The sequence below is a fragment of the Frigoribacterium sp. Leaf263 genome (genome assembly GCF_001422285.1).
Classification (GTDB): Bacteria; Actinomycetota; Actinomycetes; order Actinomycetales; family Microbacteriaceae; genus Frigoribacterium.
The window spans coordinates 170,639-183,894 of sequence record NZ_LMMO01000003.1; the positions used below are offsets into that span (position 1 = coordinate 170,639).

Consider the following 13,256-nt stretch of genomic DNA (forward strand, 5'->3'; position numbering starts at 1 on the left):
GAGGCGCGGCGCGCGTTTCGTAGACTGCCTCGGATGGACGAGCAGTCGGGTGTCAGGCGAGAGCGTCGGCGGAGGCGAGGCGCGCGATCGACCGTCGCGCGCCTCCTCCATGACCACCCCCGAGGGGCTCGGGCCACGGCGGCCGTCACGGTGCTCGTGCTGCTCGGCGGCGGGGCCTTCGCCGCGGGCGCCGTGACCGGCCCGTCGGCGCCGTCGACCGGGGTCGCCGCGACGGCGTCGGTCTCGCCGACGCCTCCGACCCCGAGCCGTTCGGCGACGCCGATCTCGTCCCCGACGCCGACGCCCGCCCCGACCGAGACGCCGACGACAGCCGCGCCGACGGCGACGCCCGTCCGGACGTGCTCGGTCGCGGCGGCCGCCGCCGATCCCCGTCTCGCCCGGTTCGAGGGCGCCGTCCTCGACGCCGCGTCCGGTGACGTGCTGTTCGACCGCGACGGCTCCACGCCCGCTCGCACCGGCAGCGTCCTCAAGACCCTCACGAGCGCGGTCGCGCTGTCGGTGCTCGGGCCGGACCACCGGCTGTCGACCCGGGTCACGGGCGATGCCGGCGGCGGCGCGATCGCCCTCGTCGGCGGCGGCGACGCGACCCTCAGCGCTGCGGCCGGCCCGAGCGTCTACGCCGGCGCCCCGAAGCTGAGCGACCTCGCCGCGCAGGTGAGGAGCGGGTTGGGCGACGCGTCCGTCACGCGCATCACCCTCGACGCGACCTACTGGGATCAGGCGGACGAGTGGGACCCGTCGTGGAAGCGGACCGAGCAGACCATCGGCTACCACTCCGAGGTGACGGCGCTCATGGTCGACGGCGACCGGGCCGACCCGACCGCTCAGACGAGCCCGCGCAGCACCGACCCGGTCGCGCGGGCGGGCGAGGCGTTCCGGGCGGCTCTCGTCGACGCCGGTGTCGTCGGGGCGGAGACGGCCGTCATGGCGCAGGGGACGGCGACCGGCACGGTCGTCCTCGGCGAGGTCCGCTCGCAGCCCGTCTCGACCCTGATCTCGCAGCTGCTGCCGACGTCCGACAACACCCTCGCCGAGATGCTCGCCCGGGTCTCGTCCCGGGTGTCCGGCGCCGACGGCTCGTCGGCCTCGTTGACCCCGCTCTACCGGTCCGTCCTCGCGTCGGCGTACGGGCTCGACACGTCGTCGACGACCATCGTCGACGGATCGGGGCTCAGCGAGAACGACGCGGTGCCGGCGACGGTCGTCGCGGATCTGATGATCGCCGTCGCCGACCGACGCGGCGGACTCGGCGTCGTCTACGACGCCCTGCCGATCTCGGGGCGGACCGGCACGCTCGCCGCCCGCTTCACCGGTGAGAACGCGGTCGCCGCCGGGGCCGTGCACGCGAAGACCGGCTGGATCGACACGGCCTACACGCTGGCCGGCAGCATCGACGCGGCCGACGGCACCCGTCTCGCCTTCGCGTTCTACGCCATCGGCGACGTCCGCGACGACGCCCGCGCCGCGCTCGACACGCTGACCGCCGCGGTGTATCGCTGCGGCGGCGATCTGTCAGGAGAATGAGGTCATGGTCAGAGCACTCCTCGTCATCGACGTCCAGAACGACTTCACCGAAGGAGGCGCGCTCGGCGTCGCCGGCGGCGCCCGGGTGGCCGAGGGGGTCGCCGAGCTCCTCGCCCACCGACGCGACGCGTACGACCTCGTGCTCGCCAGCCGCGACTGGCACGAGGCGGACTCCGACAACGGCGGCCACTTCTCGCTCGTCCCCGACTTCGTCGACTCGTGGCCGGTCCACTGCGTGCAGGGGACGGCGGGCGCCGAGTACCACCCGGCCCTCGACGCGACGACGATCGACGTGCATCTCACGAAGGGGACGGGCAGCCCCTCGTACTCCGCCTTCGAGGGCGTGACCGACGACGGCGGGGCTGTGGCCGACGTGCTCCGCGGGCGTCGGGTCGACGCCGTCGACGTCGTCGGGCTCGCGACCGACCACTGCGTGCGGGCCTCGGTGCTCGACGCTCTCGCCGCGGGGTTCGCCGTGCGCGTCGTCACGGATCTCGTCGCAGGCGTCGCCCCGGTCTCGAGCGAGGCCGCGCTCGCGGAGATGACCGGGGCGGGCGCCGTCCTCATCGACCGGGCCGGGCTCGACGCCGAGCGCGACGTCGACGTCGACGCCGACGCCGGGTCCACCGTCGACCCGGGAGCCGACGCGTGACCGGCGAGCCGATCCGCGTCGGAATCGTCGGCTTCGGCCTCGCGGGTCGCGTGTTCCATGGCGCTCTGCTCGCCGACGACCCCGAGTACCGGGTCGAGGCCGTGGTCACGCGCGACGACGATCGGGCCGCCGATGCGAGGCGCCGCCACCCCGGTGCCGCCGTCGTGCCGAGCAGCGCCGACCTCGCGAGCATGGGGCTCGACCTCGTCGTCGTCGCCACGCCCAACGCCACGCACGCGGACGTCGCGGTCGAGGCGCTCCGCGCGGGATCCGCCGTCGTCGTCGACAAGCCGGTCGCCACGACCGCCCGCGAGGCCCGTGAGCTGATCGCCGAGGCCGAGAGCGCCGACCGGCTGCTGACCGTCTATCAGAACCGCCGCTACGACGGCGACTACCTGACCGCCTCGCGCCTCGTCGCCGACGGCTCGCTCGGCGAGGTCCACACCTTCGAGTCGCGCTTCGAACCCTGGAAGACCGCCAACCGGGCGGGCTGGAAGTCCTCGGCCACCGCCTCCGACGGCGGCGGCATCCTCTTCGACCTCGGTCCGCACCTCGTCGACCAGGCCCTCCGGCTGTTCGGCCCGGTCGACGACGTCCGGGCCGAGATCGCCACGCGCCGCCCCTCGGCGGTGGCCGACGACGACGTCATGGTGTCCCTGCGTCACGCGGGCGGCGTCCGGTCGCGTCTCTGGATGAGTCACGTCGCCGCGCAGCCCGGCCCGCGCCTCCGCGTACTCGGCTCAGAGGGGGCCTACGTCGTCTCGGGCCTCGACCCGCAGGAGGCGCAGCTCGCGTCGGGTCTCTCGCCCTCCGATCCGGAGTACGGTCTCGTGGGCGCCGACGGGCACGGCACCGTGGGCGTCGGCGACGATCGGCGGGTCGTGCCCACCGAGCGAGGACGCTACCCCCTGTTCTACCGCCGTCTCGCCGCCGCCCTGCGCGGCGAAGCCGAGGTGCCGGTCGATCCGCGCGACGCGCTCGCAGCCCTCGAGGTCATCGAGGAGGCGCGGCGCACGGCACGCTGACCGTCCGCGTCGAGCAGGTCGTCCCGTCGCTCACAGCCGGGTCGCCCAGTCCACCCGGTCGATCACGGCGGGCGCATCGACGTCGGCCAGTCGCGCCGGCGTCCACCGGGGGCGGCGGTCCTTGTCGACGACCCGGGCGCGGATGCCCTCGACGAGATCCGCGGAGTCGGCCAGGGCGCTGACGAGTCCGAGCTCCTGACCGAGCACGGCCTCGAGGTCGGGGAGGCGGCGGGCGCGACGCAGCGCCTCGAGGGTCAGGACCACCGAGGTGGGCGACGCGGCCTCGATGTCGTCCGCCGCGCCTCCGGCGTCCTGGACGCCCCCGGCCGCCGCTGCGCGGAGCCGGCGGACGATCGCGACGGCGTCGTCGCCCTCGTACGCGGCGTCGATCCACGAGGCCGCCTCGGCGAGGGGAGCGGGGGACGGCGGGGTGGCCAGAGCCCGGACCGCCTCGAGGCCGCCGCGTCCGAGGGCGGGGACGATCTCGTCGAGCCGATCGGACGGCACGAGGACGTCGGCGAAGCCGGTCAGGATCGCGTCGGCTCCGGTCATGGCGCGGCCGGTCAGCGCCAGGTGGGTGCCCAGCTCGCCCGGGGCGCGCGCGAGGAGGTGGCTGCCGCCGGCGTCGGGGGTCAGCCCGATCAGCGTCTCGGGCATCCCCACGGCGCTGCGCTCGGTGACCACCCGCAGCGAGACGTGCCCGCCGAGCCCGATGCCCGCGCCCATGGCGACCCCGTCGAGCAGCGACACGATGGGTTTCGCGAATCGTGACAGCCGCAGCACCCCGAGGTACTCCCGCCGCCACATGGCGATGCTGCGGGAGGGGTCGGTCGTGCCGTTGCGGTGGATCTGCGTGATGTCGCCGCCCGCGCAGAAGCCCCGCGGACCCGCGCCGCGGATGACCACGGCCCCGACGGCGGGATCGTGCTCGAACGCCGTCAACGCCAGGTCGATCAGCTCGAGCATCCGCTCGGACACGGCGTTGATCTTCCCGGGTCGATCGAGGGTCAGGACCCCGACGCCCCCGATCGTCTCGGTCGCGATCGGGAGGTCGTCGGCGTCGTCGCTCATGGGGTCACGGTAGCGCGCACCCGCGTCGGACGTCAGACGAGCAGCTGGTGCTTCGCCAGGTCGCGGTAGAGCGGCGTGCTGACGACCAGCTCGGAGTGGGTTCCGACGCCGACGACCCGTCCGCCGTCGACGACGACGATCTGGTCGCTGTCGACGACCGTCGACAGGCGGTGGGCGATCACGATGAGCGTGCGGTCCTGAGCGACGGCGTCGATGGCCCCGCGGAGGCGCTGCTCGTTCACCCCGTCGAGACTGGACGTCGACTCGTCGAGCAGCAGGATGGGCGGCGCCGAGAGCAGCGTGCGGGCGATGGCCAGACGCTGGCGCTCGCCGCCCGAGAGCATGACGCCGTCCTCGCCGACCTGAGCGTCGAGACCCTCGTCCCCGCGTTCGAGCACGGCCGTGAGGTTCACGGCCTCGAGCACGCGGCGGCAGTCGTCGTCGGTGGCCTCGGGGGAGCCGAGGGTGAGGTTGTCGCGGATCGTGCCGGCGAGAACCGGGGCGTCCTGTTCGACGTAGCCGATGCGCGAGCGCAGGTCGACGCGGTCGAGGCTGCGCACGTCGACGCCGTCGACCCGGACGGTCCCGGAGGTCGGGTCGTAGAAGCGCTCGATCAGGGCGAGCATGGTGCTCTTCCCGGCTCCCGAGGGTCCGACCAGGGCCGTCCGGCGCCCGGCGGGCGCGGAGAAGCTGATGCCGCGCAGGACGGTGAGATCGTCGTCGGCCGGGGCTCCGTCGCCCGACCCGTCGTCGGCGGCGGGCGCGGCATCGGGCGAGGCGGGGTACCGGAAGTGGACGTCGTCGAAGGTCACGGCGTCGGCCGTGCCGGCGGGGCCGCCCGCAGGGATCCCGGCGGCCGTGCGGACGTCGTCGTGGTCCTCCGACGGCAGGTCGAGGATCTCCTGGATCCGACCGAGCGCCCCGAGCGCCTGGTTGACGCTCAGCACGGCGCCCAGCGCCTGCCCGAGCGGCATGATCATCAGGAACAGGAACAGCACGAACGAGACCAGGGACGCGATGGTGATGTCGCCGCTGGCGACGCGGAAGCCGCCCACCCCGAGCACGACCAGGAACGACGCCTGCAGAGCGATCGACGAGATCGGCACGACGAGGGCCGAGATCCGGGCGACCTGGAGTCCGCGCTGATAGGCCCCCACCGCGTCGAGCTCGACCGCTGCGATCTCGCGCTCCGTGGCACCGGAGGCGCGGATCGTGCGCACCGAGCTGATGGCCCGCTCGACGGCGGCCGTGAGATCGCCCACCTTCTCCTGCGCCTGTCGGCTCGCGACCCGGATGCGTCCCGAGAGCAGCACCACGACGACCACCGAGACGGCGACGACGAGGACCGTCAACCCCAGCAGGACCGGATCGATCAGGAACATGCCGACCAGCGCGCCGATGAAGGTGAGGCTGCCCCCGATGGCCTCGACGAGACCCTGGGTCAGGACGGCCCGCAGCAGCGTCGTGTCCGAGCCGACCCGCGACACGAGATCGCCCGTCCGGCGCGTGTCGAACTCGCTGATGGGGAGGCGGAGCATCCGGCCCACGAGGCGTCGACGGCTCGAGAGGACGACCCCCTCGCCGGTCCGCTGCAGCAGATAGTGCTGGAACCCGCTCAGCAGGCCGGCGGCCACCACGAGCGCGACGAGCGCCCAGACCAGACGGCCGAGGGGATCGCCCTGCTCGACGACGGCGATGACCCGCTGGACGAGCAGCGGCTGACCGAGCGACGCGGCGGCGCCCAGCACGCTGAGCACGATGATCACCGCCATGACCCGCCGGTGCTCGAACAGGTACGGCAGCAGCTGACGGAACGTGGCACGGGGCCCCTCGGGAGGGCGACGGCCACCGAGTCGGCGACGCGGTCTCGGGGCGTCGACCCGCGCCTCCTCGGCGGGTGTCGTGGGGGTGCGCGCGCTCGTGTCGGAGCTCATGATGCCTCTCGTGCCTGGCGACCGCGCCGGGCGCGGCGGTGCTCGCGGCGATCGACGGACCGCCGACTACGACCGTACTTCGTCGGCGCGCACCCCACCTGTCAGTCGACCGCCTCGTAGTCCACGTCGCGGGTCTCGCGGCTCAGCACCAGGGCGATCAGGGTGAGCAGCGCCATCGACGACAGGTACAGGCCCACCAGCCAGGTGCTGCCGCCCGCGGCGGTCCACAGAGCCACGGCGATGAACGGCGCGACGGCGGCACCGAGGATGCTGGCGACGTTGTAGCTGATCGCCGATCCCGTGTACCGCACGCTGGTCGGGAACAGCTCGGGCAGCACGGCGCCCATCGGGCCGAAGGTGAGCCCCATCAGCACGAACCCGATGATCAGCAGCGCCTGAGCGCCCAGGACGCCGCCCGCGAAGAGCGGGGCGAAGAGGAACCCGAAGACGAGGATGCCGGCCGTCACGCAGATCAGGGTCGTGCGGCGGCCGTACCTCTCGGCCAGAGGTCCGGAGACGAGGGTGAAGATGCCGAAGAAGACCACGCCGAGGATGAGCATCCACAGGAACTGCGTGCGCGGGATCCCGAGACCGGCCGGGTCGCCCGCCGCGTCGGCCGTGCCGAACGTCAGCGTGAAGGTCGTCATGAGGTAGAAGAGCGTGTACGTCGCCAGCATGATGAACGTGCCGAGGATGAGCGGGCGCCAGCTCGTCGTGAACACACGCGCGAGCGGCAGCTTCGCGACGGAGCCCGAGTCGACGACCTTCTGGAACGCGGGCGTCTCGATGAGCTTGAAGCGCACGTAGAGCCCGATGATCACCAGCAGCGCGCTCGCGAGGAACGGCAGACGCCAGCCCCAGGACATGAACTGCTCTTCCGTGAGGGTGGTGTTGAGCAGCACGAAGAGCAGGTTCGCGATGATGAAGCCGATCGGGGCCCCGAGCTGCGGGAACGTGCCGTAGATGGCGCGACGGTTCTTCGGCGCGTTCTCGGTCGCCAGCAGCGCGGCGCCGCTCCACTCGCCGCCGAGGCCAAGGCCCTGGCAGAAGCGCAGCACGACGAGGCACGCGGGCCCGGCGACCGCCCAGCCGGGCGTCGTGCCGGCCGGGATGCAGCCGATCAGCACGGTCGCGATGCCCATCGTCAGCAGCGAGGCGACCAGGGTGCCCTTGCGGCCGATCCGGTCGCCGAAGTGGCCGAACACGATCGACCCCACGGGGCGCGCGATGAAGGCGACGCCGAAGACGGCGAACGAGGCCAGACGGGCGACCGCCGGGTCGTCGTTCGCGAAGAAGATCGTCGGGAACACCAGCACGGCGGCGGTGGCGTAGACGTAGAAATCGTAGAACTCGATGGACGTGCCGACGAGGCTCGCGATGATGACGCGCGAGCGCTTGTTGGCAGGAGGGGCGGGGTGCGTCGACGAGGCGACGGCGGATGACGACATGGGTACTCCGGAGCGGCGGGGGGAGGCGATGCCGGCGGCGACGGGGCGGCGCCGGGTGGGGCGCGCAGGGCTTCGTCGCGACGTGCGACGGCCGGGGATCAGCAGGGGCGCACGACGCCGGTGTGGTTCGGCCGCTCGTGACAGCCGTCTCTCAGTTTAGCGTGTCGGTGAGCGTCGCTCACCCGTCGGACGGGAGGTGCCCGGGCAGCTGGTGGCCCATGCGGTCGCGCTTCGTGTCGAGGTAGCCCTCGTTGTCGGCGCCGACGCCGACCACGAGCGGGACGAGCTCGGAGACGACGATGCCGTGCTCGACCAGCTGGCGGCGCTTCTCGGGGTTGTTGCTGAGCAGCCGGATCTCGTCGATGCCGAGGTCGCGGAGGATGTCGGCGGCGGCACCGTACTGACGGGAGTCGGCCGGGAGGCCGAGGGCGAGGTTGGCGTCGAGGGTGTCGTAGCCGTCCTCTTGGAGACGGTAGGCGCGCAGCTTGTCGACCAGGCCGATGCCCCGCCCCTCGTGGCCGCGGAGGTAGACCACCACGCCGCCCTGCTCGTGGATGATGTTGAGCGCGGCATCGAGCTGCGGGCCGCACTCGCACTTCAGCGAGCCGAACGCCTCGCCCGTCAGGCATTCGGAGTGCACACGGACGAGAGCGCCGCCGCCGGGAGCCGAACCGTCGGGACGCGTCGCCACCACGGCGATGTGGTCGGCGCCGGTGACGAGATCGCGATAGGCGCGGAACGCGAACGTGCCGTGGGTCGTCGGGACGGTGGTCTCGACCTCGAACGAGATCTGGGGTGCGGCGGCTGGCGTGGTGGTCATGGCGTACTCCGGTGCTGGGCGCGGGCGACGATGACGAGATCGTCGCCCAACGGGGTGATTCGCGTCGTCGTGAGACGGATCTGCTCGCCGATGGTCTCGACGCCGAGGTCGCCGAGAGCCGCCCGCGGGCCGCCGATGAGGGTGGGGGCGAGGTAGAGGAGGTAGTCGTCGACCAGACCGAGGCGCACGAACTCGCTGGCCACGGTGGGGCCGCCCTCGACGAAGAGACGACGCACGCCTCGGTCGAAGAGGTCGGAGAGCACCCCGGCCACGTCGCGGCTGCCGGTCTCGACCAGCGGTCTCGGATGGCGGCGGAGCGCTGCGCCCTCGGGGACGCGGCGCCGACCGAGGACGACGGGCAGGGGCTGCTCGTGCAGCAGCTCGCCGGCGTCGCCGCGCGCGGTGAGGCTGGGGTCGTCGGCGAGGACGGTGCCCGTGCCGACGAGGATCGCATCGTGGGCCGCGCGTCGCTCGTGGACGTGCTGACGGGCCGCCGTGCCCGTGATCCACTGGCTGCTGCCGTCGGCGGCGGCGGAGCGGCCGTCGAGGCTCGACGCCCACTTGAGCGTCACGAAGGGTCGACGGGATCGCGTCGCGACGAGCCAGGGTCGGATCGCCTCCTCGCCCTCCTCGGCGAGCACCCCGCCGAGGACCTCGACACCCGCTCGGCGGAGGCGCTCCGCACCACCCGAGGACGCCTCGCCCGGATCCGCCACGGCGTACACGACGCGCGACACCCCCGCCTCGATCAGAGCCTCGCTGCAGGGGCCCGTGAGACCGGTGTGGTCGCAGGGTTCGAGACTGACCACCGCGGTCAGACCACGGGTCTCGTCGGGCCGCAGCCTGGCCAGCGCGTCGACTTCCGCGTGCGGGGTCCCGGAGCCGCGGTGCCAGCCCTCCGCCGCGACGGACGAGTCGGAGCGCAGCAGGACGCAGCCGACCTGGGGATTCCGCCCGAGGGAGGTGCCTCGACCGGCCAGCTCGAACGCGCGCCGCATCGGGGCGTCATAGGCGCTCGATGGCGGGGTCATGCGGTCTCCGACTCGATCGTGCCGCCCGGTGCGATGCGATCAGGGGAGTCAACTCCGGCGTCTCGGGGGTATTCCGAGCGGGGACCCGTGAGCGGCCAGCCGGTCTTCACCGTACGGTCGTCTCCGGCGCGGAGACGCCCTGTCCGGCAGAGCGGGTGCGAGCCGTCGCGGTCGGGGTGCAGACCGCGGGCGTCGCCGGTGTAGCGGAATCCGGCCGAGCGGGCGACCCCGGCGCTGCCGTCGTTGTCGAGGAACGCCTCCCAATAGAGCTCGTCCACGCCGCCGGTCGAGAAGGCCCAGTCGGCGACCAGCCCGACGGCGGCCGTCATGAGCCCGCGCCCGCGGTAGCCGGGGGACATCCAGAAGCCGATGTCGTCGTCGGCGAACCGGAGACTGATCATGCCCACGAGCAGCGACGAACCCGGAGCCCTAACGCCCCAGGTGTACTCGCGACCCGTCGACCAGCCGTGGTCGACGATCCGCCGGAGGAAGAACTCGGCGTCGGACGAGTCGTACGGCACCGGCACCGTCGTGTACTTCTGCAGCAGGGGGTCGCTGCAGGCGTCGACCACGGCGGGGATGTCGGCCCGTTCGGGCACCGCGAGGCGAACCGCGTCGGATGCCAGGACGAAGGGCTGCACGATCAGGCCTTGCGGAGGAAGCCGATGCGGTCGTGCACCGTGTCGAGGGTCGACTGCGCGATCTCGTTCGCGCGGTCGGCGTTGCCGGCCAGGACGCGATCGAGCTCCGCCGGGTCGTCGAGCAGCTCGAGGGCGCGCGCGCGGATCGGCGTGAAGGTCTCGACGACGACCTCGGCGACGTCCTTCTTGAGGTCGCCGTAGCCGCGACCCGTGTAGTGCTCCTCGAGGTCCGCCACCGTTCGACCGGTGAAGGCGGACTGGATGGTCAGCAGGTTCGAGACACCCGGCTTGGCGCCCCGGTCGAAGCGGATCTCGCGCTCGGTGTCGGTGACGGCGGACTTGATCTTCTTGGCCGTCCGCGAGGGCTCGTCGAGCATCCACACCACACCCGACTCGGTGGCGGCCGACTTGCTCATCTTCGACTCGGGGTTCTGCAGGTCGTAGACCCGGGCCGACTCCTTCTGGATGGTCGCCTCGGGGACCACGAACGTCGTGCCAAACCGTGAGTTGAAGCGGGTGGCGAGGTCTCTGGTCAGCTCGACGTGCTGGCGCTGGTCGTCGCCGACCGGGACGACCTCGGCGCCGTAGAGCAGGATGTCGGCGGCCATCAGGGTCGGATAGGCGAAGAGCCCGAGGGACGCGGAGTCGGCACCCTGCTTGGCGGCCTTGTCTTTGAACTGCGTCATCCGGCTCGCCTCGCCGAAGCCCGTCAGCGTGTTCAGCACCCAGGCGAGCTGGGCATGGGCCGGGACGTGCGACTGGATGAAGAGAGTGGACAGCGCCGGATCGATTCCCGCCGCGATGTACTGCGCGGCCGTGCGACGGGTCGACTCGCGCAGCGTGGCAGGGTCCTGCGCGACGGTGATGGCGTGCATGTCGACGACGCAGAAGAGGGCGTCGTGCGTGGACTGCTGGTCGCGCCACTGCAGCAGGGCGCCGACGTAGTTGCCGATGTGGAGGGAGTCGGCGGAGGGCTGCATGCCGGAGAAGAGCCGGGGGCGGCGCGACGGGTCGGCGCTGGCAGCGGTGGGAGCAGGGGAGGGGGTGGTGCCGGTCATGACGTCCTCAGGGGTCGGAGAGATCAGATGTCGTAGTCGACGACGACGGGGGCGTGGTCCGACCAGCGCTTGTCGTACGAGGCTGCACGGTCGATGGTGTGAGCGGTGGCCTTGTCGGCGAGGTCCGGAGTGGCGACGTGGTAGTCGATGCGCCACCCGGTGTCGTTGTCGAAGGCCTGGCCCCGCCAGGACCACCACGAGTACGGCCCCTCGACCTCGCCCGAGAGACGGCGGCCCACGTCGACCCAGCCGAGCCCCTGCCCGCCCGTGCCGTCGACGGTCTCGACCGCCGCACCGGACTCGCCGAAGAACCGGTCGAAGTACGAGCGCTCGCGGGGCAGGAACCCTGCCCGCTTCACGTTGCCCTTCCAGTTCTTGATGTCGAGCTCGCGGTGACCCACGTTGAGGTCGCCCGTGACGACGGCGAGTCGGTTGTGCGCCGCCAGCTGGGGCAGACGCTCGGTCATGGCGTCGAGGAACTTCCATTTCTCGTCCTGCTTCTCGGTGCCCACCTCGCCCGAGTGCACGTACGTGCTCACGACCGTGACGATCGTGCCGTCGACGTCGTAATCCGCCTCGATCCAGCGACCCGCGCTGTCGAAGTCGTCGGCGCCGAGCTCGACGCGGTGCACGTCGGCGACGCCGCGCGACGCGATGGCGACGCCGGCGCGGCCCTTCGCCGTGGCGGGATGGTGGATGACGTTCCAGTCGGGGCCGAGCAGACCCTCGAGGTCGTCGGTCGTGGCCCGCACCTCTTGGAGCGTGAGGATGTCCACATCGCGGTCGGCGAGCCAGTCGCCCATGCCCTTGCGGTACGCGGCCCGGATGCCGTTGACGTTGACGGAGGCGAGACGGAGGCGTGTTCCCATGCGCAGAAGACTACCGGCGGCCACCGTCACCCCCGCCGCGCCGGCGCGACGGCAGGGGCACCCGGATGAGCAGGCCCCGCACCGCCGAGACGGCCCGGCGGGACCGGGAGGCGACCCGCGCCTCCTGAGCCAGCCGCTCCTCCTCGAGCACCCGGAGCCGCTCGGCCTCCTGATGCGGGTCGGCGAGCACTCCGATGTCGTCCATGCCGACCGCGATCCACGCCGCGGCGAGCAGCAGCACCTGGCAGAGGAGGTCGATGACGATGAGCAGACCGATGATCGCAGCGAACGACGCGAGCAGCGGGTTGCTGCCCGTCGCGCGGAGCAGGGTGCCGCCGACGACGGTCAGCGCCACGAACCCCGCCGCCCCGATCGCGGAGCCGACGAGGAGGCGCCGGCCGGGGATGTGCAGACCCGCCAGCACCCGGAACAGCGCGGCCAGGACGACGGCGTCGAACAGGAACACGAGTACGAGCGCGGTCGCGCGGAGCAGCAGGACCGACGCCGGCGAGCTCGTCGACAGATCGAGCAGGTGCAGCGCCCAGCGCACCGCCGTCGTGCTGAGCAGCGACACGGTGGCCGACACGACGACGGCCGCGCCGAAGGCGATCGCCAGGCCGAGGTCGCGGAGCACCAGCCGCAGGAACGGGGTCGCGGGGGAGGGCGCCCGGAAGATCGTCCGGACGGAGTCGCGCATGCCGCCGAACAGCGTGATCGACGAGAAGAGGAGGCCGACGAGGGCGATCGCGCCCGTCCAGCCGAAGACGGTCGCGTCGAGCAGGGCGTCCGGGTCGACGACCCCGGCCCCGGAGGAGTCCTGGATCAGGCCCGGGACGGCCGTGCGGATGAAGACGACGAGCTGGTCGCGGAGGGCCTCGTCGCCCGACACGACGAATCCGGCGACCGAGAAGCCGACCCACAGCCCGGCGAACAGCGCGAACAGCGCCTGATACGTGAGACCGGCGGCCAGCAGGGGGCCCTTCGCACCGACGTAGCGTCCGACGACCCTGACGGGTCGTGCGGTCGCGACCCGGGCGGCCCTCGATCGCGTCGCCTGGTCGTCGTCGATCCCGGGGCGGGCCGGGTGCCTCTCCTCTCCTCGTCGTCGTCGCATCGTCCCAGGGTAGGGGCGGGGGAGGCGCGCGTCCGGCGGGCGCACGGG

11 protein-coding genes and 1 pseudogene are annotated in these 13,256 nt (G+C 72.6%); 3 read left to right on the forward strand and 9 right to left on the reverse strand.

The window, feature by feature from the left end; genetic code table 11:
* Window positions 1-33: 33 nt before the first annotated feature.
* From dacB to ASF17_RS04865, 3 genes are read left to right on the forward strand one after another with little or no spacing between them, the layout of a single operon-like run.
* The gene (gene dacB / locus ASF17_RS04855; RefSeq protein WP_235476383.1) at window positions 34-1,545 is read left to right on the forward strand and encodes a D-alanyl-D-alanine carboxypeptidase/D-alanyl-D-alanine endopeptidase; all 1,512 of its coding nucleotides are present in this window, start codon (window positions 34-36) and stop codon (window positions 1,543-1,545) included.
* Between the two features lie 4 nt (window positions 1,546-1,549).
* Window positions 1,550-2,197 carry an isochorismatase family protein gene (locus ASF17_RS04860; RefSeq protein WP_082475079.1) on the forward strand — a complete coding sequence of 216 codons (648 nt, stop codon included), beginning with the start codon at window positions 1,550-1,552 and terminating at the stop codon, window positions 2,195-2,197.
* The gene (locus ASF17_RS04865; protein ID WP_055795965.1) at window positions 2,194-3,222 is read left to right on the forward strand and encodes a Gfo/Idh/MocA family protein; all 1,029 of its coding nucleotides are present in this window, start codon (window positions 2,194-2,196) and stop codon (window positions 3,220-3,222) included. Before ASF17_RS04860 ends, ASF17_RS04865 begins: the two co-directional genes overlap by 4 nt.
* 30 nt (window positions 3,223-3,252) lie before the next feature.
* Here ASF17_RS04865 and ASF17_RS04870 read toward each other — a convergent pair whose 3' ends face one another.
* The 9 genes and pseudogenes from ASF17_RS04870 to ASF17_RS04910 form a co-directional block, all read right to left on the reverse strand.
* On the reverse strand, window positions 3,253-4,293 hold the full coding sequence (locus tag ASF17_RS04870) for an enoyl-CoA hydratase/isomerase family protein (protein WP_055795967.1): 1,041 nt from the start codon (window positions 4,291-4,293) through the stop codon (window positions 3,253-3,255).
* Between the two features lie 32 nt (window positions 4,294-4,325).
* Window positions 4,326-6,227, reverse strand: coding sequence for an ABC transporter ATP-binding protein (locus tag ASF17_RS04875; protein ID WP_055795970.1), 1,902 nt, complete (start codon window positions 6,225-6,227; stop codon window positions 4,326-4,328).
* 101 nt (window positions 6,228-6,328) lie between these two features.
* Complete coding sequence (locus ASF17_RS04880; protein WP_055795973.1) at window positions 6,329-7,675, reverse strand: MFS transporter; 1,347 nt, start codon at window positions 7,673-7,675, stop codon at window positions 6,329-6,331.
* A gap of 178 nt (window positions 7,676-7,853) precedes the next feature.
* A pseudogene (gene ribA / locus ASF17_RS04885) lies at window positions 7,854-8,468 on the reverse strand (GTP cyclohydrolase II); the annotation flags it as partial.
* A 23-nt stretch (window positions 8,469-8,491) separates the two neighbouring features.
* Window positions 8,492-9,526, reverse strand: coding sequence for a bifunctional diaminohydroxyphosphoribosylaminopyrimidine deaminase/5-amino-6-(5-phosphoribosylamino)uracil reductase RibD (gene ribD / locus ASF17_RS04890; RefSeq protein ID WP_055795980.1), 1,035 nt, complete (start codon window positions 9,524-9,526; stop codon window positions 8,492-8,494).
* On the reverse strand, window positions 9,523-10,167 hold the full coding sequence (locus ASF17_RS15745) for a GNAT family N-acetyltransferase (RefSeq protein ID WP_055795983.1): 645 nt from the start codon (window positions 10,165-10,167) through the stop codon (window positions 9,523-9,525). Before ASF17_RS15745 ends, ribD begins: the two co-directional genes overlap by 4 nt.
* 2 nt (window positions 10,168-10,169) lie before the next feature.
* Window positions 10,170-11,225, reverse strand: a complete 1,056-nt coding sequence (gene trpS, locus ASF17_RS04900) for a tryptophan--tRNA ligase (RefSeq protein WP_082475080.1) — start codon at window positions 11,223-11,225, stop codon at window positions 10,170-10,172.
* A gap of 23 nt (window positions 11,226-11,248) precedes the next feature.
* Window positions 11,249-12,094, reverse strand: a complete 846-nt coding sequence (locus ASF17_RS04905) for an exodeoxyribonuclease III (RefSeq protein ID WP_055798228.1) — start codon at window positions 12,092-12,094, stop codon at window positions 11,249-11,251.
* A 10-nt stretch (window positions 12,095-12,104) separates the two neighbouring features.
* Window positions 12,105-13,208, reverse strand: a complete 1,104-nt coding sequence (locus ASF17_RS04910; RefSeq protein WP_055795986.1) for a YihY/virulence factor BrkB family protein — start codon at window positions 13,206-13,208, stop codon at window positions 12,105-12,107.
* Window positions 13,209-13,256: the final 48 nt, after the last annotated feature.

What these genes read in the sequence shown, in the direction of transcription:
- dacB (WP_235476383.1), top strand. Translation starts at nt 34, where the DNA reads ATGGACGAGCAGTCGGGTGTCAGGCGAGAGCGTCGGCGGAGGCGAGGC.
- ASF17_RS04860 (WP_082475079.1), top strand. Translation starts at nt 1,550, where the DNA reads ATGGTCAGAGCACTCCTCGTCATCGACGTCCAGAACGACTTCACCGAA.
- ASF17_RS04870 (WP_055795967.1), bottom strand. Translation starts at nt 4,293, where the DNA reads ATGAGCGACGACGCCGACGACCTCCCGATCGCGACCGAGACGATCGGG.
- ASF17_RS04875 (WP_055795970.1), bottom strand. Translation starts at nt 6,227, where the DNA reads ATGAGCTCCGACACGAGCGCGCGCACCCCCACGACACCCGCCGAGGAG.
- ASF17_RS04880 (WP_055795973.1), bottom strand. Translation starts at nt 7,675, where the DNA reads ATGTCGTCATCCGCCGTCGCCTCGTCGACGCACCCCGCCCCTCCTGCC.
- ribD (WP_055795980.1), bottom strand. Translation starts at nt 9,526, where the DNA reads ATGACCCCGCCATCGAGCGCCTATGACGCCCCGATGCGGCGCGCGTTC.
- trpS (WP_082475080.1), bottom strand. Translation starts at nt 11,225, where the DNA reads ATGACCGGCACCACCCCCTCCCCTGCTCCCACCGCTGCCAGCGCCGAC.
- ASF17_RS04905 (WP_055798228.1), bottom strand. Translation starts at nt 12,094, where the DNA reads ATGGGAACACGCCTCCGTCTCGCCTCCGTCAACGTCAACGGCATCCGG.
- ASF17_RS04910 (WP_055795986.1), bottom strand. Translation starts at nt 13,208, where the DNA reads ATGCGACGACGACGAGGAGAGGAGAGGCACCCGGCCCGCCCCGGGATC.